A 22160-nucleotide genomic window follows, 5' to 3' on the forward strand; every position below is an offset into this window, starting at 1 on the left:
CGGTCCTCACTGTGGTGGACGGGGTGGGTCAGCAGTTGCGGCGGTACGGAATGCCGTAGGCGCCGGTGGCGTACATCGGGACGTAGTAGCGGTGGTAGATCGCCGCTCCCGATCCGATTCCCAGGCACCTGCCGGTGTTGGAGGCCCAGTTGGCGATCAGTTGGATGGTGCCCCAGTACATGGAGACGACGGCGCCGATCACGATGGCGGCCGGGGCCGCCGGCGGGGCGAGGGCGGAGACGAGGGCGGTGATGCCACCGATGATGAGGTAGCTGTACCAGCCGTAGTTGCCGATGCGCCAGGTCCAGAGCCTGTTGAAGTTGGCGGTGGCGGTGGCCCCGCCCCAGCCGGTCCCTGTCCAGGAGGACGGGGACCAGTACCGGCCCGAGACGCTGCCCCAGGAGTAGTACCGGGTCTTGGACGCGCTCCAGCGGCCGTCGAGGTCAGTGCAGTTGACGGGGTCTCCGAAGCAGTACTCGTAGGCGTTGGCGTTGCCGCCGTGGACGGGGTCCGTCGAGAGGAACCGGCCGGTGGCGGGGTTGTAGAGGCGCGCGCCCATGAGGGTCACGCCCGCCGGGGTCGAGGTGGAGCGCTGGTAGGCACCGAGGTAGCCGTACCGGCCGCCGGCGGCCCCGGGCTTGAGGTTGCCGAACTCGTCGGTGTCGGTGGCGGTGGGCGTGCTGCCGGTCGCGAGCGGCACCCGCAGGTTCACGTCACCGTGGATGTTGGTGAACAGCAGGACGGGCGAACCGGTGGCCGTGGTGGTCGCCTCCACGCCGGAGCCCAGGCCCGAGACGTTGCGGGTGGTGTTCCCGGCGGCGTCCTCGGTGATCCACCGCGGCGTGTCGTTGTCCGCGGAGTAGTGGTTGACGCTGGTCGCGTCGGTGCTCCAGGTGCCGGAGGCGTTGGTCTCGGCCTTGGCGGTGCGGAACCGCTGGTTGGAGTCCAGGGTCCAGGTGGTGCGCTTGGCCCCGGTGGTCTGCTGCTGGACCAGGTCGTTGGTGAAGTAGGCGTTGGTGGTGCCGGGCAGCGTGGTGGTGCGGCCGAACGCGTCGTAGGCGTACCCGGTGTCGGTCAGGCGGTCGGCGCTGTCGTAGGTGTGGTTGGTCGTGGCCCCGCTGGTGGGGCAGGCCGCACCGGCGGCACCCGTGGCCGTGGACTGGGCGACGCGGTTGGCGCGCTTGTCCAGGGTGTAGGTGCGCAGCGTGCAGACACCGCCGGTGGTGTCCTTGACCTCGGACAGCCGGCCCGCGCCGTCGTAGGCGTAGCGCTGGACGGAGCCGACGCCGTTGCTGGAGCTGTGGGTGGTCACCTGTCCGTGGACGGACTGGACGATGCTGTCGGCGAGCATGACCGCGCCGTCACTGTCCCGGGTGTAGGTCCGGCCGACGGTGGCGCCGCTCGGGTCCTGCTTGCGGGTCAGGGTGTAGCCGCCGGGAAGCTTCTCGGTGGCCAGGGCGCCGTCGGGAGTGTAGGTGGCGGTGAAGGCGCCGGCCACCGAGTCGGTGAGGCCGACCGGGACGCCGCGCGGCTCCTTCGTGGTGTCGTAGCTGTAGGTGACGGTGGACGGGACGCTGTCGGAGATCACCAGCGGGCGGTCGAGCGCGTCGTAGCTGGTGTTCGTGGTGGCGCCGTCCGCGTCGGTGTACGAGACCTGGCGGCCGAGCTTGTCGTAACCGTGGGTGATGGTTCCGCCCAGGGTGGAGGCCGAGGTGAGCAGGCGGCCGGTCTGCGGGTCGTAGGTCTGGGTGACCTCGGGGACCGCCTGGCCCTGGTTGCCGGTGATCTTGGTGGTGACGACCCGGTCCGCGGCGTCGTAGGTGATCGCGGTGGTGCGGTTCGCGCTGCCGGAGGTGTCCACCGTGGTCAGCGCCTTGCCGTAGCGGTTGTAGGTGATGGTCGAGTCGACCAGGGCGTTCGGGTTGCTGCCGCCGCCGGTGATGTCACCCGCGGGCCCGGTCCAGCAGATCAGACCGGCCCACTCGGGGCGCCCCTTGCACCAGTCGGAGGTGGTGCCGGAGCCGTCCCAGTAGACGGTGACCTTGGCGGCGGCGTCGCCACCGGTGCTGCCCGGCAGCTGGACGGCGATGACGCGGCCCTGGGCGTCGTACACGGTGCCGGTGGTCAGCGAGAGGCCGCCGGAGTCCTGGGTCACCAGCTTGGGCAGACCCTTCGCCCAGTCGTACTGGGTGTAGGTGACCCGCTTGTCGGTGAGCAGCGAGTCGTAGCCGTTGACCCGCAGGCCCGAGGTGGTGGTGGTGAGCTGGTCCTGGACCGTGGCGCTGCCGTCGGTGGGCCGCTCGACGTCGTACTCGTTGACCTTCCAGGACCGCGCCGCGACGGTGCTGCCGGCCGGGGCCAGCACGGTGGTGCCGCTCTTGAAGTCCTTGGTCAGCTCGACCGTGTGCAGGGGACCGAACTCCTCCAGGAGCCGGGTGCCCTTGCCGTTGTAGTAGTTGTACGAGCCGAGGAGCTCGGCCCGTTCGGCGCTGCTCAGACCGGCGATGCCGAGCTCCGCCTGGGCCGCGATGTCGGCCGGGGTGAGCCCGAGCGCGAGGGAGCGGTTGGAGGCGCCGAGGGTGCGGACGGTGTTGCCGAACCGGTCGTACTGGGTGGTGGAGACGTGGCCGCCGGGCTCGGCGCTGTTCACCAGACGTCCGGAGGCGTTGGTGTAGAGGATGGTCGCCCTGGTGTAGTCACCGGCGTTGAGGTCGGCGCCGTTGGCGGACGCGGGCACCTGGTCGGCGGGGAAGAACGCCGTGCCGGTGGCGGGCACGTCCTTCTGGTTCCAGGCGCGTACGTCCGCGGCACCCATCTGCAGCGGCGCCTTGGCGCCGGTCAGCGGGACACCGTAGACGACGCTGCTGGTGGCGGTGCCGTTGACGGTCGCGGTCGTGCCAGGCGTCAGGGTGGGGCGCGAGACGCCGAGCAGCATGCCCGGGCCGGAGAGGCCGCCGCTGCCCACGGTGCCGTAGGTGAACGTCCAGGGCAGTTCACCGGCGGTGGTCAGGGTGGTGACGCGTCCGGCGCTGTCGTAGGTGTAGGCCGCCTTGAGCGGGGTCGTCAGGCGGGGGTCCCAGGAGGCGCTCAGCCGTCCGGCGGTGTCGTAGGCGTACTGGACCACCGCGGTGGCGGTGGCGGCGCTCGCCCCCGGGTCGGTCGCCCACAGCTTGATCTGGGAGACCCGGCCGAGGTAGTCGCCCGGGGTGCCCGAGGTGGCGGTGGTGCCGGTGGCGTAGACGTACTCGAGCACCCGGCAGCCCGCCGTCGCCGGTGCGGCCTGGCAGGCAGCGTTGGTGACGGCGGTGCTGGGCGCGATGACGTACTTCGGCCTGGCGAGCGTGGTGGACCCCGACACGACCGTCTCCGAAACGACCGTGGTGGTCGACTCACCGGTGGGACGGTAGCTGGTGGAGGCGTTCCAGACCGTGGACGAGGCGTCCACCTTGCTGAACGTGGAGGTGACGCCCTCGGTGTCCTTCAGGGTGAAGGAGCCGGTGAGGGAGCCGGTGAGGGAGAGGCTCTCGGCACCCGTCTCCGGTACCCAGGCACCGCCCGCCGCGGCGGTGAAGTTGACCTGGACACCCTCGGGGCGCACGACCGCGACGGAGGTCGCCGAGGTCTGCTGGACGTAGGACCAGGCGGAGGCGGTGACCGCGGCGGTGGTGCCCGCTGTCCACTCGGGCCCGAAGATCGCGACCTGTCCCTCCTGAGCACCGCCGGCGGCGGGCCGGCGCGAGGACGCCGTGCGGTTGACGGCCAGCCCGAAGACCGACACGTCGGCACCCGACAGGGTGTAGTCGCCGGTGAGCGAGTTCAGGCTGCCCGGACCGACGCCCTGTAGGGGGGCGGTGCCGGCGTTGCGGTCGACGATCACACTGGTCGTCTGGCTGTAGCCGGTGTTCGTGCCGTCGGTGAAGCGGGCCCGGATCTGGACCGTGCTGTCCTTCGGGAGGGTGCCGGTCAGGTTCCAGGTGAGCGCGGCAGGCTGGCCGGAGGTGACCGCCACCGGCCAACTGACGGCGCCTCCGTTGGAGGCCACGGTCACGTCACCGGCCGGAACGGTCTTCCAGCTGTCGGTGTCGCCCAGGCGGTACTCGTAGGTGGCGCCGGTGTAGGACGTGCGGCCGATCGCGGTCAACGTGACCGTACGGGCCGGGCGGTCACCCTCGGAGGGCGTCAGCAGCGCGGCTCCGTCGGCTCCGATCCCGAAGCTGTACGCGGTGGCGGCGGACGTCAGGTTCCCCGCCGCGTCGATGGACCGGACGTAGAGCGTGTGCCAGCCGGCCGCCGGGTCGACGGTCAGCTGGAGCGGGTCGCCGCCGGTGCCGTCGGTGGTGTCGTACAGCCGCTCCGGGGTGCCCTCGTCGTCCATTCCCCAGGCGTATCCCTGGCCGTCGGCGCTGGTGGTGTCCAGGGTGCAGACCGCGCCGCCGGACTGCGGGGCGGTCCAGGTGCCGGCGCCGTAGCCGGCGCACGACACGGTCGCGGCCGCCGGACGGGTGGTGTCGACCACGAACGGCGTGTACGCGGTCCAGTCGCTGTAGTCGGTACCGTCGAAAGCCCGGGTACGCAGCCGCAGGTGTTTGCCGTCCGGCAGTGCCCGGTTCGTCGGCACCGTGTACAGCGCGTTCACACCCGATGCGGTGGATGCCGAATTGACGGTGTAGGAATAGGTGGTGTCGTTGAACGCCGGATCGGCCGTTATTTCGAACTGGGCCTGGTACGTTCCACCATCGGCGTCGACCGCCTTCGCCCGTAATGTCGGCGTGGCGCTGGTGGTGTAGTGGACGCCGCTGGGACCGTGCACGGACTCTGGTGAGACCGCCCAGGACAGGGGTGTCGCCGGGGCCGTGTTGGCAGTGGCGGAAGGCAGGGCGCCGGACCTGACCGGGGCGGCCATGACCTGGCCCGTCGCCATCACCACGGTCGCGGTCTCCGCCGCCATGGCAAGGGCCACGATCGCGGCGGTCCGCCACATCGGGCGTGTTCGGGAACTAAGGACGCGCAATTGCTACTCCTTATTGACGCCTCCGGTGCCGGAGGAAGCAGAAGAAATAGCAGAACTTCCCGACCGATGACTAGATCGCCAGATCACTTCCTCCGCGAATGCACCAAATATTCCCCGTGGCCATGCTCCTTCATGCGCCAAATGAGTCATTATGGACAGTTTAAGGTCGAATTATGGCGCCGATATGCATCATGCGGTATTTCCACCCCGGGTCATCCTTGTACGAATACGTCGTGGCATGCCTGGCGTTCTGGACTGCTCGCCACGGCCCTCGCTGTCCTGGCGGCCGGCATCCCTGGCGGGCCGGCCGAGGCGTGGCGCGCGGCCCTGGACCGCGGCCGGCAGCGGTGTTCTACGCAGTCGCACGGACGGCGAGGACGGCGCGAACGGCTCGCGGCGGCGGGCGGGCGCCCGGAACCGGGGAGCCGGTCCGTACGTCCTAAGCAGGGGTGATCGGCCAGGGGGACGGGCCGCCCGGCACGTTAGGCTGCACTTCGGGGAGCGGCCTGGTGCCGCCATTCGAGACGACGTCGGGACCGGCGTGCGCGCCGCGGGGACCTGGACGGGGCCCGGCCGGGGCCGCCGCGGGTCCCGTCCTGCCACGGAGGTACTGGCCTTGCTGCACATCGACGCCTGGATCGAAGGCGTACCACCGGGCGCGGTGTACGCCCTGGTTGCACTGATCATCGGACTGGAGTCGCTGGGGATCCCGCTTCCCGGGGAGATCGCCCTGGTCTCCGCCGCCCTGCTGTCCGCGCGCGGCGTGGTCAGCCCGATCTGGGTGGCGGTCGCCGCCATCCTCGGCGCGATCATCGGTGACTCGATCGGCTACTCGATCGGCCGCAAGGGCGGCAAGCCGCTGTTCGAGAAGCTCGGACGGAAGTTCCCCAAGCACTTCGGCCCCAGCCACCTGGCCACCGCCGAACGCTCCTTCCACAAGTGGGGCATGTGGGCGGTCTTCTTCGGCCGCTTCATCGCCCTGCTGCGCATCTTCGCCGGGCCGCTCGCCGGCGCGCTGAAGATGCCGTACTGGAAGTTCCTGATCGCCAACGTCCTGGGCGGCGTCGTCTGGGCCGGCGGTACCACCCTGCTGGTCTACCAGGTCGGCAAGGTCGCCGAGCAGTGGCTCTCGAAGTTCTCCTGGATCGGCCTGCTGGTCGCCGCGGCCGGCGGTGCGCTGTCGGCCTGGCTGATGAAGCGCCGGGCGGCGAAGACCGCCAAGGAGCACGAGGCCGAGGACGCGGCGGCGCAGGAGGCGGAGGAAGCGCAGCGGACGCAGGCCGGGTCGCCCGCCACCCCGACGATCACCGCGCCCGCCGCGGACTGACCGACCCGGACCCTCCCGGGTCCAGCCCCGGTCCACCCGGACCACCACGCCCCACGCCCGCCGTCGCCGGACGTCTTCCGGCGGCGGCGGCGTTCGCGTGAGGCGACACCCGAACACGACACCCGAACACGACGGAGAAGTGGGAAACAGCATGCGGATCGGACTCCTGGGCACCGGCACCTGGGCGGGGCGGGTGCACGCGCCCGTCCTCGCGGACCACCCCGGCGTCGAGTTCGCGGGCGTCTGGGGCCGCCGCCCCGAGGCGGCCGCCGAGCTCGGCGCCCAGTACGGCGTCCCCGGCCATGCCGACCTCGACCGGCTGCTCGACGAGGTCGACGCCGTCTCCATCGCGCTGCCGCCGACCGTGCAGGCCGACCTCGCGGTGCGCGCCGCCGAGGCCGGCTGCCACCTGCTGCTCGACAAGCCGGTGGCGCTCACCGTCCCCGACGCCCGCCGGGTGGTCGAGGCCACCGCCGCGAACGGCGTCGCCTCGGTGGTCTTCTTCACCGTCCGCTTCGGCGGCGACCAGCTGCCCTGGATCGAGGAGCAGGCGGCCGTCGGCGGCTGGTTCACCGGCCGCTCGGACTGGCTCGGCTCGGTGTTCGCCCCCGACTCCACCAGCCCCTACGCGGCCTCGGCGTGGCGCAAGGAGAAGGGCGCGCTCTGGGACGTCGGCCCGCACGCGCTCTCGGTGCTGCTCCCGGTGATCGGCGACGCCGTCTCGGTCACCGCCGTGTCCGGCCCGCTGGACACCGTCCACCTGGTGCTGCGCCACGTCGGCGACGCCTCCAGCACCCTCGCGCTGAGCCTGACCGCCCCGGTCGCCGGCGGCGGCACCGGGATGGAGCTGCGCGGGCGGTCCGGCACCGTCCGGCTGCCGGAGCGCGGGGAGGGGCCGGTCGCGGCCTTCCACCGCGCCCTGGACGCCCTGACGACCGCCGCCCGCACCGGCGAGCCGCACCCCTGCTCGGCCGCGTTCGGCCTGCGCACGGTCGAGATCCTGGCCGCCGCCGAGCGCTCGCTGGCCACCGGTGCCACCGTCGCGGTCTGACCGCCCGACCAGCGCCGACCGACCACCCGCCCGCCGTCAGCCGCGCAGCAGCAGCTCCGCGAACTCCCGCACCCGGTCCTCGGTGATGCCCTCGCGCTGCTCGACGGCGAGCGGGTGGTCGGTCGGCTCCAGTTCGATCAGCGGGCGCAGGCCGACCGCCCGGGTGCGGACATGGGTCTTGAGCAGCAGCGTGGACTGCGGGTAGACCGGCAGCTCGGTCGTCAGCCAGCCGAAGTACGGCGGCTCCTGCTCCCGGGCCGGGTCCTCCCACAGCTCGTGCATCCGCGCGAAGTTCGTCTCGCTCAGCGACACCCAGACGCCCCAGGAGAACGGCTCGCCGCCGTCCCGCACCGGGATCTCGATCAGGCCGTGGACGTAGAACTCCCGGTCCTTGATCACGCACTGGTCCGCGGTGAGCCCGCTGTCCTTGCGCCGGGCGTACTTCGGCTTCCAGCTCACCGGGGCCGGGGAGCCGTAGGAGCGCGGCGGGCCTTCGTGCTGCCCCTGGCAGCACGCGCAGGCGAAGGAGTGTTCGGTCGTCGGCATGGCGCAGAGCATAAACGAGGCGGTGGGGGGCGCTGTCACCGCCTCGTGGGAGGGTGGAGGGGTGAATCTGGAGGACCTCGCCCGGCTGCGCCGGGCCCGTGACGCGATGGACCGCGACTACGCGCTGCCGCTGGACGTACCGGCGCTGGCGCGGGTCGCGCTGATGTCACCGGGGCACTTCTCGCGCAGCTTCCGCGCGGCGTTCGGGGAGACGCCGTACAGCTACCTCATGACCCGCCGGATCGAGCGGGCCAAGGCGCTGCTGCGGCGCGGGGACCTGTCGGTCACCGAGGTCTGCTTCGAGGTGGGCTGCACCTCGCTGGGCTCGTTCAGCTCGCGGTTCACCGAGCTGGTCGGCGAGAGTCCGAGCGCCTACCGGGCGCGCGGCCACGAGGAGGGCGCCGCGATCCCGGCGTGTTACGCCAAGCTCTACACACGACCGGTCAGGAACGCGGGCCGGGACCGGACACCGGTCAGGAACGGAGAAGCGGAACTCCCGCCCCACCCGTAGCGTGTGGCCCATGGACATCGAGCTTTCACAGTGCTTCATCGCCGTCGACGACCACGACAAGGCGCTCGCCTTCTACCGCGACGTGCTGGGCCTGGAGGTCCGCAACGACGTGGGCTTCGAGAACATGCGCTGGGTGACGGTCGGCGCCCCGTCGCAGCCCGACGTGGACATCGTGCTGGAGCCGCCGCTGGCGGACCCGAACGCCTCGCCGGCCGACCGTAAGGCGATGGCGGAGCTGCTGGCCAAGGGCCTGCTGCGGGCGGTCATCTTCGCCACCGAGGACTGCGACGCGACCTTCGAGCGGATCCGTTCGGCGGGCGGCGAGGTGCTCCAGGAGCCGATCGACCAGCCGTACGGCGTGCGCGACTGCGCCTTCCGCGACCCGGCCGGCAACATGCTGCGCTTCACCCAGCGCCGGGCCAAGTAGTCCACGACGGCTCCGCCGCGCGGCCACCGATGATCACCCCCGATCACCGGTGGCCGCGCTCGTGCGCGCGCCGTGTTCGTGCGGCGCCGTGTTCGTGCGTGCGCCGTGTTCTCGGGCGCGCCGTGCTCGTGCGTGCGAGCGTGCTCACTTCCCCGGCCCGGCCGCGGGGCGGCGGTCGGCGGGGCGGGCCGGGGGGATGGCCGGGGCCCGGAAGTCCCGCGGGCCGGTCCACAGCGCGGGCACGGCGTCGCTGCGGCGGGCCAGCTCGTAGGCGAGCGCCTCGTAGTTGACCCGCCAGCCGTGGAAGTGCGGCCAGGCCTCGGCGGCGGGCCGCTCGTGCGGGAAGCCGGCGGCGGCGAGCATGGCCACGGCGGCGTCGAACTCGGTGAAACTCAGGCGGATCGGCGCCTCCGGGGACGGGTCGTCGTCGAAGTCCACGCGCAGCGACCGGCCGATGTCGCGCAGCGCGGTGAACCCGGCGCGCAGCACCAGCCGGGCCTCCGGCGGGGCGGTGCGCGGGCAGACGGCGAGGTGGACGGCGGCGGCGTCCATGACGGCGATCAGCCCGACCACCCAGCTGCGGTTGGCCCGCGGGGAGCGGAAGGAGATCAGCACGGGGTAGTTGGAGTGGCTCTCGCCGATGTCGGCGGCCAGCCGTTCCCAGTCCCGGTAGAGCTGGGGGAGGGCGGTCTCGGTGTCCACCAGGGACTGCCGGGCCAGGAGCTCGGGACCCCAGGCGGGCTCGCCGGCCCGGGACTGCAGCAGGGTGACCTCCAGCTCGCGCCGGTTGTAGGCGGCGTAGAGGGTCGGCAGGTAGGCGATCTGCAGGGCGATCACCAGGGGGCCGCTGGCGGCGGCGAGGAAGTCGATCAGCGACAGGCGCAGCCGCTCGCCGCTGGCGAAGCCGAGGGTGAAGAGACTGGAACCCGCCTCGCGGATGGAGACGTCCCAGTCCAGCTGCGAGGTGCCGTGCAGCAGCAGCGTGTAGGCGACGAGCATGCCGCCGAGCCAGACCGCCAGCATGCCGGTGAGCATCAGCGGGGCCAGCCAGGTCTGCGCCCGGTCCTGCGCCTGGTAGGTGCCGAACGGTGCGGCGGCGAGCCGCAGCGCCGTTCGCAGGCCCCGCCACAGGCCGTGCACCAGGGAGGAGTACAGGCCGCGCGGGACGACGAGCGTGCGCAGGATGCTGGCGATGACGAGCAGCAGGAGCAGCACGCCGGCGACGGTGTGGATCAACCTCATGGCGCCCATTGTGGCGGTCCGTCAGGGAGGGCGGGTGCGAGGCCGGGCGGGCACCGGGAGGCTTCGGGAGCCGCCGCGAGGTGTCGGCGGGGATTGACAGGGCGCCGCCGTCGGCTGAATGCTAAGCAAGCGCTTAGTCAACGACGGCGCCGCCGGTCGACGAATGGAGAGTGCCCGTGGCCGAGACCCTGCCGGAGCCCCCCGTCGCCCCGCCCGGGCCGGACCTGGAGCGGCTGCGTGCGCACCTCGACCGCGAGCTCCCCGGCACCGTCGCCGGCCCGCTGCGCGCCGAGCTGATCGAGGGCGGCCGCTCCAACCTCAGCTACCGGCTCACCGACGGCGCCACCGTCTGGGTGCTGCGCCGGCCCCCGCTCGGGCACGTGCTCGCCACCGCGCACGACATGGGCCGCGAGTACCGGGTGATGACCGCGCTGCGCGACACCGGCGTGCCGGTGCCCGCCACCGTCCACCTCGACCCCGGGACGGAGGTGCTCGGCGCGCCCTGGTACCTGATGGCGTACGTGCCCGGCACCGTGCACCGGGAGGCCGACGCCCTCGCCGCGCTCGGCGAGCGCCGGGTGCGCGGCATCGGCGAGGTCCTGGTGGACACCCTCGCCGCCCTGCACCGGATCGATCCGGCAGCCGTCGGGCTTGCCGACTTCGGCCGGCCTGAGGGCTATCTGGAACGGCAACTGCGGCGCTGGTCGGCCCAGTTGGACGCCTCGCGATGCCGCGGGCTGCCCGGGATCGACCGGCTGCACCAACTGCTCGCCGCCACCCGGCCGGACTCCCCGGCGCCGGCGCTGGTGCACGGCGACTACCGGCTGGACAACGTGCTGGTCGCCGAGCGCGACGGACGGGACGCCGTCGTCGCCGTCCTGGACTGGGAGATGTCCACGCTCGGCGACCCGCTCACCGACGTCGGGCTGCTGGTGATGTACACCGAGCTGGCCGGCGTCGGCGGCGGCCTCATCCCCTCCGCCGCGACCGCCCCCGGCTTCCCGCGCAGTGCCGAACTCGTCGCCCGCTACGCCGAGTCGACCGGCCGGGACGCCGCCGCGCTCGACTGGTACGTCGCCTTCGCCTGCTACAAGCTCGCCGTCGTCGCCGAGGGCATCCACTACCGCTACCGCCAGGGCCGCACCCTCGGAGCCGGTTTCGAACGCGCCGCCACCATGGCGCCGCTCCTCGTCGAGCACGGCCTCACCACGCTGAAGGGACACTGACCGATGGACTTCGCCTACGACCGGCGCACCCTCGAACTGCGCGAGCGGCTCACCGCGTTCATGGAGCGGCACGTCCACCCCGCCGAACCGGTGCTGGCCGCCCAGCTCGCCGACCCCGCGCGGCCCGTCTGGGAGGTGCCGGCGGTGATCGCCGACCTCAGGGTCGAGGCGCGCAGACAGGGGCTGTGGAACCTCTTCCTGCCGGGCGAGCACGGCGCCGGGCTGACCAACCTCCAGTACGCCCCGCTCGCCGAGATCACCGGCCGCAGCCCGCACCTCGCCCCGCCCGCCCTCAACTGCGCCGCCCCCGACACCGGGAACATGGAGCTGCTCGCCGAGTTCGGCAGCGCCGAGCAGCGCGAACGCTGGCTGGAACCGCTGCTGGACGCCCGGATCCGCTCCGCCTTCGCGATGACCGAACCCGAGGTCGCCTCCTCCGACGCCGCCAACATCGCCACACGGATCGAGCGGGACGGCGACGAGTACGTGGTCAACGGCCGCAAGTGGTACATCAGCGGCGCGATGAACCCGGACTGCCGGATCCTCATCGTGATGGGCAAGACCGACCCCGGGGCGGAGAAGCACCGGCAGCAGAGCATGATCCTGGTGCCGCGCGACACCCCCGGGGTGGCCGTGCGGCGCGGCATGACCGTGTTCGGCTACGACGACGCCGACCACGGCGGCCACGCCGAGATCACCTTCGAGGACGTCCGGGTCCCGGCGGGGAACCTGATCGGCGAGGAGGGCTCCGGCTTCGCCATCGCCCAGGCCCGGCTCGGCCCGGGCCGGATCCACCACTGCATGCGGCTGATCGGCATCGCCGAGCGCGCGCTGGAGCTGACCTGCCGGCGCGTCCTGGACCGCACGGCGTTCGGCGCGCCGCTCGCCGACCAGGGCGTGATCCAGGACTGGATCGCCGAATCCCGGGTCCGCATCGAGCAGCTGCGGCTGCTGGTTCTCAAGACCGCCTGGCTGATGGACACCGTCGGCAACCGGGGCGCGCACACCGAGATCCAGGCCATCAAGATCGCCACCCCCCGCACCGTCGAATGGATTCTGGACAAGGCCGTCCAGGCGCACGGCGCGGCCGGCGTCAGCCAGGACACCCCGCTCGCCGCGCTGTGGGCGTTCAGCCGCACGATCCGGCTGGCGGACGGGCCGGACGAGGTGCACAAGCGCTCGCTGGCCCGGCACGAGCTGCGCCGCCATCGCTGAACGCCCGCCACCGCTGAAGCCCTGCCACTGCTGAAGCCCTGCGACCGCCGTCGAAGCCCCGTCACGGCTGGGCCCCCGTCACGGCTGGGCCCCCGTCACGGCTCGGCTCCCGGCGCCCGGGTGGCGCCCGGGTCCGACACCACCGGCCGGGTCATACCCGGGTAGCACCCGGTGGGTTGGCACTGCGGTATGACGTCCGAGCACCGGTCCGGCCCGTACCTTCGCCGTACGGGCCGGCCGGTGGGCGGCGGGCCGTCGCACCGAAGGACGGGGAGGCGGGGACCATGGGCGAGCGCGGCCGGGGACAGGACACACGGGGCCTGCGGGGCCTGCGCAGGGGCGTCGCCGTCGCCCTGGCGGCGACCACGGTACTGGGCGCGGCCGGGGCGACGGCCGTGCCGGCCTCCGCCGCCCCGGCCGTCGCGGAGCGCCGGGGCCTGGCCCGGGCCGCCCTGCCGCGGCCCACCGGCCCCTATCCGGTCGGCACCACCGCGCTGCGCCTCGTCGACACCGGCCGGGAGGACCCCTGGCAGCCGGGGCACCCCCGCGAGCTGATGATCAGCCTCTGGTACCCGGCCACCCGACCGGCGCACGAGAGGGAGCGCGCGCCCTACATGGTGCCGCGCGCCGGCCGGCACTTCGGTGGTCCGCAGGGCGCTGCCGTCTTCAACTACGGCGCGCTGCCGGATCGCACCGACTGGACGTGGGTCCGCACCCACGCCCGCCCCGACGCCCCGCCGCTGCTCGGCGCCGGACCGCGCCCGGTGGTGCTCTGGTCCGCCGGGCTCGGCGACCCCCGCACCTGGGGGACCGGCCTGGTCGAGGACCTCGCCTCGCGCGGCTACGTCGTGGTCACCGTCGACCACCCCTACGAGGCCTCCGAGGTGGCCTTCCCGGACGGGCGCCTGGCCACCTCGGTGTTCCCCGCGCTGGCCGCCCAGCCCGGCCTGGACATCGGGGCGCTGCTCCGCAAGGCGCAGGCCGTCCGGGTCGCCGACACCCGCTTCGTCCTGGACGAGCTGGCCGCGCTGCGCACCGACGGCCGGCTCCCGGCGGCCCTGGCCGGCTCGCTGGACCTCGACCGGATCGGTATGGCCGGCCACTCCGCCGGCGGCCTCACCGCCGCCCAGACGATGCACGACGACCCCCGGATCAAGGCCGGCGTGAACCTGGACGGCCAGCTGCACTACCCCGGCCCCGACGGCACCGGGGTGCAGCTGAGCAGCGTCGCCGAGGACGGCCTGGACCGCCCGTTCCTGCTGATGGGCACCGAGAACGCGGACTCCGGCCCCTACACCGCCCAACCCGGCTGGGCCGCCTTCTGGCAGCACACCCGCGGCTGGAAGGCGGACGTCACCCTGCTCCGCTCCCGGCACGGCTCGTACACCGACGCGCAGGCGCTGCTGCCGCAGCTCGCCCGCCAGGGCGCGGTGCCGCAGGAGGCCGTGCGCGGCGACATCGGCGACGTCCGGCCGGAGCGGGCGGTGCTCGCCACCCGCGCCTACGTCGGCTCCTTCTTCGACCGCTGGCTGCGCGGCCACGACGACCACCTGCTGGACGGGCCCTCGCCGCGCTTCCCGGAGATCCGCTACGAATGCTGACGCACCGTTACCTCGCGAGCTCCGACTCGGGGTTGGCCGCGTCCCAGGCCCGCCGGGAGTCGGCGATCGCGTCGTGGTGGTCGTAGGACCAGTCGGCCATCGCCCGCACCAGGTGGGTCAGGCTGTGCCCGAGCGGAGTCAGCTCGTACTCCACCTGCGGCGGGATCGTCGGGTGCACGGTGCGGGTGAGCAGGCCGTCGCGTTCCAGGCGGCGCACCGTGAGGGTCAGCATCCGCTGCGAGATCCCCGGCACGGCGCGTTGCAGCTCGCGGAAGCGCCGCACCCCCTGGGCGAGTTCGACCAGCACCAGGACCGACCAGCGGTCGCCGAGCCGGTTCAGCAGGTCGCGGATGCCGCAGTCCACGCCGTCCTCGCACCAGACCACCGGACGGTCGGCGGCGGCCGGGGTGGTTACCGCGGTGTGCCCCACTGACATCGAAGTGCCTCCTTATGCCGGACGGCCAGGGTACCCAGGATGGTCCCCGGGCCGCTGAGCAGGGCGGCGGCCCGGTACCGACTCCCCGCGCCCTGTTCCTGGAGGAATCATGCTGCTGGTCACGGGTGTCAACGGCGGTCTCGGATCGCTGGTGCTGGAGCGGCTGGCCGCCCGGCCCGGTGGCCCGGACGGCGTGCTGGCGGGCAGCCGTACACCGGAGCGGGCGCCGAGGACCGGCGTCCCGGTGCGGGCGGTGGACTTCGACCGGCCGGAGACGCTGGACGCGGCCTTCGCCGGCGTGCGAACGCTGCTGCTGATCTCGGCCGGCTACGGCGAGGACGACGTGGTGATCGCCCGGCACCGGGCCGCGATCGAGGCGGCCGAACGCGCGGGCGTCGAGCACGTCGTTTACACCAGCCTCTCCGGCGACGGCGACCACCTCGCCTACGCGCTCGCCCACCGCTGGACCGAGCGGCGGCTGCGCGCGTCGGCCACGCTGCGCTGGACGGTCCTGCGCAACGGCCTGTACGCGGAACTCCTCGGCTTCCTGGCCCGGCCGGACGCCGACGGCGTGATCACCGCCCCGCTGGGCGACGGCCGGCTCGCGGCGGTGGCCCGGGCGGACCTCGCCGAGGTCGCGGCCGAGGTGGCCCTGGCACCGGCCGGGCACGCGGGCCGGGTCTACGAGCTGGTCGGCGAGGAGGCGGTGGGCGGTGCCGAGATCGCCGCCGCGCTCACCCGGAGCACCGGCCGCACGGTCGAGTACCGCCCGGGCACCCTCGCCGGCGCGCGGGCGGCGGTCGCGGCCTCCGGCGCCGAGGCCTTCCAGGTCCCGATGGTCGCGGGCACCTGCTCGGCGATCGCCCACGGCTTCCTGGCCGGACCGGGCGGGCCCGGCGACCTCGCCACGCTGCTCGGCCGCGCCCCGCGCCCGGCCCTGGACGTCATCACCGCCGGCGCCGACGCCGCCTGGTGACCCCCCGGTCGTCGGTCAGAGGCCGCCGCCGAGGGTCACGCCGCCGTCCACCACCACGGTCTGGCCGGTGATCCACGCGGCGTCGGGGGAGAGCAGGAAGGCGACGGCGCCCGCGACGTCCTCGGGCACGCCGAGCCGGCCCAGCGGGTAGGCGGCGGCGACCTGCTCCTCGCGGCCCTCGTACAGGGCCTCGGCGAACTTCGTCTTGACCACGGCGGGGGCGACGGCGTTGACCCGGATGCCCTGGCCGCCCAGCTCTGCGGCGAGTTCGGCGGTGAGCCGGATCAGGGCGGCCTTGGAGACCCCGTACATGCCGATGCCGAGCGAGGCGCGGATCCCGGCGACGGAGGCGACGTTGACCACCGAGCCGCCGTGCCCGCCCATCCAGGCGGCGTGCGCGCGGCGGGTCCAGGCCAGCGGGGCGAGCACGTTGACGGCGAGGATCTTGGCGGCGGCGGCCTCGTCGACGGTCAGCACCGGGCCGTGGACGGGGTTGATGCCGGTGTTGTTGACCAGGTGGTCGAGCCGGCCGAACGACTCCAGGGTGCGGGTGACGGCCTCCTCCTGGTGGGCCGGGTCGTCGGCGCGGCCGGCGACACCGATGGCCACCTCCGGGCCGCCGAGGTCCCGGACCGCCTCGGCGAGCGGTTCCGGGGTTCGGGCGGTCAGGCAGACCTTCGCCCCCCGGGCGATCAGCTCGCGTGCGATGCCGAGCCCGATGCCCCGGCTCGATCCGGTGACGACGGCCACCCGGCCCTTGAAGGAGTTCACCACGGGGGTCCTTTCCCGACTGATCCCGACTGATCCCGATTGATCCCGACTGAGCTGCCTGTGCTGGCTGAGCTGGCTGTGCTGACTAAGCGCTTGCTCAGCATGGTGGCGGTGCGGGACCCTGTCAACAGCCCGCGGCGGCCCGCGGGCCGAACGCCCGTACGCCTGCCCGGACGACCGATCTGCGAGGATGGCGCCATGACCAGCACGCCCATCGCCGACCTCTGGCCCACCCTGCCCGGCGGCGCCGACGCCCGCCCGGAGGCGGCGTACCGGCTGCTCCAGGCCGCCGTGGAGTCCTTCGCCGAGCGCGGCTTCCACGCCACCACCACCCGGGACATCGCCACCGCCGCCGGGATGAGCCCGGCCGCGCTGTACATCCACTACCCGTCCAAGGCGGCCCTGCTGGCCGAGATCAGCCGGGCCGGGCACGCCGCGACGCTCGAACTGGTCCGGACGGCGGCGGCCGGCGAGGGCGACCCGGTGACCCGGATGCGGTGCCTGGTCGAGGAGTTCACCACCTGGCACGCCCGGGCGCGGACGGTCGGCCGGGTGGTCAACTACGAGCTGCACGCGCTCCCGCAGGACGCCTACGGGGTGGTCGCGGCGCTGCGCCTGGACATCGAGCGCGAGGTCAGCGCGCTGATCGAGGCGGGCGTGACGGCCGGCGCCTTCGAGGTCGCCGAGGTGCGTACGGCCGCCCGCGCGGTCACCTCGCTGGGCATCGACGTGTCCCGCTGGTACACCGACCGCAGCAGCGAGACGCCGCAGGAACTCGGCCGTCGCTACGGCGAGCTGGTGCTCCGGATGCTGGGGGCGCCGGGCGCGGCGCGCTGATCGAGGGGCCGGCCGGCCCCTCCTGGCGGCGGTGCCGTCCGGGCCGCGCGACGAGTTCGCGGGGGTCCGGACGGCGCCGCCGTTCAGCGTTCCGGGTCCGGGGCGGCGGCGAGCAGGGCGTCCAGCAGGCCGGGGAAGCGCGCGTCGAGGTCGGCGCGGCGCAGCGAGACGTACCGGTTGCGCCCGGCGACCCGGGTGGTGGTGACGCCGGCCTCGCGGAGCACCCGCATGTGGTGCGAGACGGTCGACTTGTGCAGGTGTTCCAGGCCGAGGTGGCGGGGGTCGCAGGAGTGCTCGGCGCCGTCCGCGTAGCTGGTCAGCAGCCGCATCCGGACCGGGTCGCCGAGCGCGTGCAGCACGGTGACCAGGTCGATCTCGGCAGGGGCGGGCTGGGGCAGCCGCTCGTCGTCGGACATGGCAGGCGGCCTCCTCGGGATCGGGCGCGGGGTTGGTGCGCGAACGGAACGGTTTGACAATCATCCACCAATCCGTACTGTTTGGCGAGCATCCAACTGTTGCCCTCACGTCCAACAATGTCCGCTCCTTGGGGGGATCGACGTGCCCGTCCGCCTGCTCCTGCTCGCCCTCGGCACCTTCGCCGTCGGCACCGACACCATGGTCACCGCCGGCATCCTCGGCCCGGTCGCCGACGACCTCGGCGTCTCGGTCACCGCCGCCGGCCAGCTGGTGACCGTCTTCGCCCTCGGCTACGCGCTGCTCGCCCCGCCGCTCGCCGCCCTCACCGCCCGCTGGCCGCGCCGCCGCCTGCTGCTCACCGCGCTCACCGTCTTCGGTGTCGCCAACGCGCTCAGCGCCCTCGCCCCCTCGTACGAGGCACTGCTGGCCACCCGGGTGCTGGCCGCCGCGGGCGCCGCGCTCTACACCCCGACCGCGAACGCCGTCGCCACCACCCTGGTCGCCCCCGAGCGGCGCGGCCGGGCGCTGGCCACCGTGCTCGGCGGCATGACGGTCGCCACCGCGCTCGGCGTGCCGCTCGGCACCTGGGTCGGGCGCACCGACTGGCGGCTGACGATGTGGCTGGTGACGGTGCTGAGCGCGGCCGCCCTGGCCGGGCTGGCGCTGCTGCTGCGAGAGCTGCCGGTGCCGGCCGCCGCACCCGGTCTGCGGGACCGGCTGGCGCCGCTGCGCGACCGGCGGGTGCTCGGCGCCGCCTTGACCACCCTGGTGTTCTTCCTCGCCTTCCAGTCCGTCTACATCTACCTGGCCACCGCGGTCGCCCCGGCCACCGGCGGGCGGGCGGAGCGATTGAGCCTGGTGCTGCTGGTCTCGGGTGTCGCCTCGGTGGCGGGCAGCTGGCTGGGCGGGCGGCTGGTGGACCGGGTCGGTGTCCGGCGGGTGCTGCTGGTCGGCAGCACGGTGGCGGCGGGCGCGTTCGCCGCGCTGCCCTGGGCCGGGCGCTCGATGGCCGGTGCGCTCGCCTACGCGGTGGTCACCCCGCTGGCCGGGTGGGCGGTCTCGGTCGCCCTGCCGCACCGGCTCGCCTCGCTGGACCCGGGCAACGCCCAGCTGCTGATCTCGCTCAACAGCAGCGCCCTCTACCTGGGCACGGCAGCGGGCGGCGGCGTCGGCAGCGCCGCGATCGCCCTGTTCGGCGGGCGCTGGTTCCCGCTCGCGGCGACCGTGCTCACCCTGGTGGCCGCCGCCACGGCCTGGGCCACCACGCGGGGCGCGGGGCCCGGCGCGGCCGGGGTCGGGCCTGTCGCGGCGCCCGCCGCGAAGCGGTCCCGGGTGGCGGTGCGGTAGCCCGGGTGGACGGTGCGGGCCCGCCGGTGACTCCGGTGGGCCCGCGTCGCGCGGCCGGGGCTCACGGAGCGGCGGTCACGACACCGGCGTCGTCGGGGCCGTCGGAGCCGTCGGAGCCGCCGGGACTGCCGGGACTGCCGGGACGACCGGGGCCGCCGGGGCCGCGCCGATCGCCCGGAACAGCAACTCGGCCGTCTCCGACCAGCGTTCGACGACGTCGGTCCGCTCGTGCAGGACGTCCGAGATGTGCTGGGTGCCGAAGAACGCGGCCACCAGCGAGCGCGCCGCCGCCTGCGGGGAGACCCCCGCGCGCAGCTCGCCCGCCTCCTCGGCGCGGACCAGCAGGGTGGCCAGCAGCTGGGTCCAGTCCACGTAGGGCGTCGGCAACTCGGCGTCGATCTGCGGCCGTTCGATCTGCAGCCGGGCGCCCGCCTGGACGACGATGTCGTCCCGGAAGGCCGTCGCCGCCCCCGCCAGCAGGCGCGCCGCGGTCTCCAGCGGCCCGTGGCCCTCGGCGGTGACCTCCGTCAGCAGCGCCGGCCAGCGCGCGTAATGCTGCTCGACCACGGCCACCGCCAGGGCCTCCTTGGTCGGGAAGTGGAAGTAGACGGCGCCCTTGGTCATCTCCACCCGCTCCGCCACATCCTTCACCGCGGTGTGGCGGAAGCCCCGGGCCGCGAACAGCTCGGCGGCGGCGGTGAGCACCAACAGCTTGGTGCGGGCCGCCCGGTCCTGTTTGGGATCGGGGCCCCGCCGGGTGACGATGGGCCGCACCCGGAACGGGGCGGCCGGGTCGGGCTCGGGCATGGTCGGCTCCTCGGGGGTGGGGGGTATGGGGGAGTCGGGGTGGGGCCCCGGGGGGCGGGCGTTCTCAACTCGGCCTTGGTCAGGGTGATTTGGACATGGTGGCGGGAAACTCCGGCTCGACGGTAAACCTTCCAGAAGGTATGTTCCTGAGCCGTCGCACCGGTCGGGGCACCGCAATGTAGCGGGCCCGCTGCGGCCTCCGCGACCGTGGGGGAGGGAGAAATCATGAATGTTCTGTCATCGGTTGTGTCCGCGCAGCACCGGCCGGAGCTCCGGGAAGGGTGGCGGGGCTTACGCTTCGACCGGCACCTACCGCGCGAGGCGGTGCACAAGGCGGCGGACGCCGAGGTCCTGCTGACCGACTCGGCGCGGCTGGGGGAGGGGCGCTTCGCCGTCGCGGCACGCTGGAGCCGCGACCACCACCTCGGCCGCCGGGACGGCCCGGGCGCCGACCCGGTGCTGCTCGCCGAGACCGTCCGCCAGACCGCGATCCACCTGGCCCACCGCTTCCACGGCAGCACCTACGGACATCCCTTCGTCCTCCACGGCCTTGCCGTCGACCTCGACCGGCCGCTGCCCCCGGCCGCTCCGGACGGCCTGGACGTCGGCCTCGACCTGGACTGCCGGCTCCTCGCTCCGCGGCGGCCCTCGCCCGGCCGGGAGCGGTTCGCCCTGGAGGGCGTCGCCTGGGCCGGCCGACGACCGGTCGGCCGCGTCCGGCTGCGCTGGGAGGTGCTGGGGCCCGAGCGCTACGCGGTCGTCCGGCAACGGTCCGCCGAGGCCGCCGGCGCCCCGGAGCAACCGCCGCCCGCCCCGCTGCCACTGGACGCCGCCCGGGCCGGGCAGACGCGCCCGGAGGACGTGCTGCTCGCCGCCGATCCGGAGCGCGCCGGCCGTTGGTGGCTGCGGCCGTTCGAACACCACCCCGTGCTCTTCGACCACGCGGTGGACCACGTGCCGGGCATGGTGCTGGTGGAGGCCTTCCGGCAGGCCGTCGCCGTGATCACCCCGGGCGCCGCGGCGGACCGCGAACTCCGGGGCCTCGACGCAGAGTTCCTCGCCTTCGGGGAGCCGGGCTCGCCGATCGCCGTGCTCGCCGCGCCCGCCCCGGAGGGGGTCGTGCGGGTGCGCGCCCTCCAGGACGGCCGTCCGATCGCCGAGGCCCGGCTGCGCCGCCCGGGGGCGCCGTGCTGAACCGCCCGGACGGCGGCGGCACCGGCCCGCTGAACGCCCGCGCCGTCGCCGAACTCGCCGTCCTGGCCCGGCGGGACGCCGCGTCGGCGGAGGCCGAACGGCGGCTCACCGAGCAGGTCGCCGCCGGGATCCGGAGCGCGGGCTTCCCCCGCCACTTCGTACCGGTCCGCTGGGGCGGCACCGCGGGGGAGTTCGGCCCGTTCGTGACCGCCGTCGCCGAGCTCGCCGAATCCTGTGCGGGCGCGGCCTGGTGCGCCGCGCTCTACGGCTCGCACGGCCGGCTGGCCGCCTACCTCCCGCCCGCGGGACAGCGCGAGCTGTGGGGCGGCGGGCCGGACGTGCGGATCGCGGCCTCGGTGGTCCCGCCCCAGGGCCGGGCCGAACGTCGCGGCGACGGCTGGCAGTTGGACGGCCTGTGGCGGCTGGCGAGCGGCGCCGACCACGCCGAGTGGATCCTGCTGGCCGCCTGGACGGGCAGCGGATCCGCCCGCGAGCACCGCGTCCTCGCGGTGCCCCGGGCCGAGCTGACGGTCCTGGACACCTGGCACTCCGCCGGCCTGCGCGCCAGCGGCAGCACCTCGGTCACCGCCGAGGCGGTCCAGGTGCCCGAGCACCGCACCCTCGTCCTGGACACGCTGCTCGTCCCGCAGCAGGGCGCGGCCCGCTGCCACACCGTGCCGTACCCGATGGTCGCGGCGCTGGTCTTCGCCGCCCCGCTGCTCGGCATCGCCCGCGCGGCACTGCGCGAGTGGACGGCCGGGGCCCGGCGCGCGGCGGTTCCGCACCCGGCCGCGCACACCGTGCTCTCCGGGGCGTCCACCAAGGTCCGGATGGCCGGGCTGCTGCTGGACGCCGCCGCCGCCCGGGCCGACCGCGGCGAGGTGAGCGCACTGGCGGTGGCCGAGAACCGCCGCGACGCCACCACCGCCGCCGCGCTCTGCCGGGAGGCGGTGGACGCCCTGTTCCTCGCGGGCGGGGTCGGCGCGCAGGACCCGGCCTCGGTGCTGCAGCGTGCGTGGCGGGACGCGACGGCGGTGGCGGTGCACCGCACCCTGGACACCGACGCCGCGGCGCGCGCCTACGCCGGGACGGTCCTCGCCGCCGACCCGATGGCGGCCGGTCACCGATCGGATCCCGCCTGATGTGCGGGGAACCGGCGTGCGCGGGGCCGCCACTGAGAACATTCGTTCAGAAAGGTATGTTCTTCCCCAGGGAGGG

At 74.1% G+C, this 22160-nt stretch carries 19 protein-coding genes; 12 read left to right on the forward strand and 7 right to left on the reverse strand.

Annotated elements, in window-relative coordinates; all coding sequences use genetic code 11:
* Positions 1-28 precede the first annotated feature (28 nt).
* Positions 29-5011 (reverse strand): RHS repeat-associated core domain-containing protein, encoded by a 4983-nt coding sequence (locus ACFVVU_RS01300; protein ID WP_387787504.1) that lies wholly within the window; start codon positions 5009-5011, stop codon positions 29-31.
* Between the two features lie 619 nt (positions 5012-5630).
* On the opposite strand from ACFVVU_RS01300, the gene ACFVVU_RS01305 reads away from it, so the two are divergent.
* Together ACFVVU_RS01305 and ACFVVU_RS01310 are read left to right on the forward strand one after the other, a co-directional pair.
* The gene (locus ACFVVU_RS01305; protein ID WP_387787731.1) at positions 5631-6338 is read left to right on the forward strand and encodes a DedA family protein; all 708 of its coding nucleotides are present in this window, start codon (positions 5631-5633) and stop codon (positions 6336-6338) included.
* Between the two features lie 151 nt (positions 6339-6489).
* Positions 6490-7389, forward strand: coding sequence for a Gfo/Idh/MocA family protein (locus ACFVVU_RS01310; RefSeq protein WP_387787506.1), 900 nt, complete (start codon positions 6490-6492; stop codon positions 7387-7389).
* 36 nt (positions 7390-7425) lie between these two features.
* Here the strand turns inward: ACFVVU_RS01310 and ACFVVU_RS01315 are convergent, their stop codons facing one another.
* Entirely contained in the window at positions 7426-7935 is a 510-nt protein-coding gene (locus ACFVVU_RS01315) for a DUF2199 domain-containing protein (RefSeq protein ID WP_380683903.1), read from the reverse strand.
* A gap of 61 nt (positions 7936-7996) precedes the next feature.
* Here ACFVVU_RS01315 and ACFVVU_RS01320 point away from each other — a divergent pair, with 61 nt between their 5' ends.
* Positions 7997-8446 carry a helix-turn-helix transcriptional regulator gene (locus ACFVVU_RS01320; RefSeq protein ID WP_380683914.1) on the forward strand — a complete coding sequence of 150 codons (450 nt, stop codon included), beginning with the start codon at positions 7997-7999 and terminating at the stop codon, positions 8444-8446.
* Between the two features lie 10 nt (positions 8447-8456).
* Entirely contained in the window at positions 8457-8873 is a 417-nt protein-coding gene (locus ACFVVU_RS01325) for a VOC family protein (RefSeq protein WP_380683902.1), read from the forward strand.
* 144 nt (positions 8874-9017) lie between these two features.
* On the opposite strand, the gene ACFVVU_RS01330 is transcribed toward ACFVVU_RS01325, so the two are convergent.
* Positions 9018-10115, reverse strand: coding sequence for a hypothetical protein (locus tag ACFVVU_RS01330; RefSeq protein WP_380689122.1), 1098 nt, complete (start codon positions 10113-10115; stop codon positions 9018-9020).
* A gap of 176 nt (positions 10116-10291) precedes the next feature.
* On the opposite strand from ACFVVU_RS01330, the gene ACFVVU_RS01335 reads away from it, so the two are divergent.
* The 3 genes from ACFVVU_RS01335 (at position 10292) to ACFVVU_RS01345 (ending at position 14157) form a co-directional block, all read left to right on the forward strand.
* Positions 10292-11341, forward strand: a complete 1050-nt coding sequence (locus ACFVVU_RS01335) for a phosphotransferase family protein (protein WP_387787510.1) — start codon at positions 10292-10294, stop codon at positions 11339-11341.
* Positions 11342-11344: 3 nt separating this feature from the next.
* Positions 11345-12556: an acyl-CoA dehydrogenase family protein gene (locus tag ACFVVU_RS01340; protein WP_387787512.1), complete on the forward strand. Its 1212-nt coding sequence runs from the start codon at positions 11345-11347 to the stop codon at positions 12554-12556.
* Positions 12557-12840: 284 nt separating this feature from the next.
* Positions 12841-14157, forward strand: a complete 1317-nt coding sequence (locus tag ACFVVU_RS01345) for an alpha/beta hydrolase family protein (RefSeq protein ID WP_387787514.1) — start codon at positions 12841-12843, stop codon at positions 14155-14157.
* 7 nt (positions 14158-14164) lie between these two features.
* Here ACFVVU_RS01345 and ACFVVU_RS01350 read toward each other — a convergent pair whose 3' ends face one another.
* A complete protein-coding gene (locus ACFVVU_RS01350) occupies positions 14165-14593 on the reverse strand; it encodes a winged helix-turn-helix transcriptional regulator (RefSeq protein ID WP_380684423.1) in 429 nt (142 codons plus the stop codon).
* A gap of 109 nt (positions 14594-14702) precedes the next feature.
* Here ACFVVU_RS01350 and ACFVVU_RS01355 point away from each other — a divergent pair, with 109 nt between their 5' ends.
* Positions 14703-15569, forward strand: a complete 867-nt coding sequence (locus tag ACFVVU_RS01355) for an NAD(P)H-binding protein (RefSeq protein WP_387787516.1) — start codon at positions 14703-14705, stop codon at positions 15567-15569.
* A 15-nt stretch (positions 15570-15584) separates the two neighbouring features.
* Here the strand turns inward: ACFVVU_RS01355 and ACFVVU_RS01360 are convergent, their stop codons facing one another.
* On the reverse strand, positions 15585-16343 hold the full coding sequence (locus ACFVVU_RS01360) for an SDR family oxidoreductase (protein ID WP_387787519.1): 759 nt from the start codon (positions 16341-16343) through the stop codon (positions 15585-15587).
* Positions 16344-16538: 195 nt separating this feature from the next.
* On the opposite strand from ACFVVU_RS01360, the gene ACFVVU_RS01365 reads away from it, so the two are divergent.
* Entirely contained in the window at positions 16539-17177 is a 639-nt protein-coding gene (locus tag ACFVVU_RS01365) for a TetR/AcrR family transcriptional regulator (RefSeq protein ID WP_387787522.1), read from the forward strand.
* Between the two features lie 83 nt (positions 17178-17260).
* Here the strand turns inward: ACFVVU_RS01365 and ACFVVU_RS01370 are convergent, their stop codons facing one another.
* Positions 17261-17593 (reverse strand): ArsR/SmtB family transcription factor, encoded by a 333-nt coding sequence (locus tag ACFVVU_RS01370; protein ID WP_387787525.1) that lies wholly within the window; start codon positions 17591-17593, stop codon positions 17261-17263.
* Between the two features lie 142 nt (positions 17594-17735).
* Between ACFVVU_RS01370 and ACFVVU_RS01375 the strand changes: the two genes are divergently transcribed.
* Positions 17736-18941 (forward strand): MFS transporter, encoded by a 1206-nt coding sequence (locus tag ACFVVU_RS01375; RefSeq protein WP_387787527.1) that lies wholly within the window; start codon positions 17736-17738, stop codon positions 18939-18941.
* 75 nt (positions 18942-19016) lie between these two features.
* Here the strand turns inward: ACFVVU_RS01375 and ACFVVU_RS01380 are convergent, their stop codons facing one another.
* Positions 19017-19748, reverse strand: coding sequence for a ScbR family autoregulator-binding transcription factor (locus tag ACFVVU_RS01380; protein WP_387787530.1), 732 nt, complete (start codon positions 19746-19748; stop codon positions 19017-19019).
* 225 nt (positions 19749-19973) lie between these two features.
* Here ACFVVU_RS01380 and ACFVVU_RS01385 point away from each other — a divergent pair, with 225 nt between their 5' ends.
* Both ACFVVU_RS01385 and ACFVVU_RS01390 read left to right on the forward strand, forming a co-directional pair.
* Complete coding sequence (locus ACFVVU_RS01385; RefSeq protein WP_387787532.1) at positions 19974-20942, forward strand: ScbA/BarX family gamma-butyrolactone biosynthesis protein; 969 nt, start codon at positions 19974-19976, stop codon at positions 20940-20942.
* Positions 20936-22084, forward strand: coding sequence for an oxidoreductase (locus ACFVVU_RS01390; RefSeq protein ID WP_387787535.1), 1149 nt, complete (start codon positions 20936-20938; stop codon positions 22082-22084). The genes ACFVVU_RS01385 and ACFVVU_RS01390 overlap by 7 nt, the downstream gene beginning before the upstream one ends.
* Positions 22085-22160: the final 76 nt, after the last annotated feature.

The sequence above is a fragment of the Kitasatospora sp. NPDC057965 genome (genome assembly GCF_042887135.1).
Taxonomy (GTDB): Bacteria; Actinomycetota; Actinomycetes; order Streptomycetales; family Streptomycetaceae; genus Kitasatospora.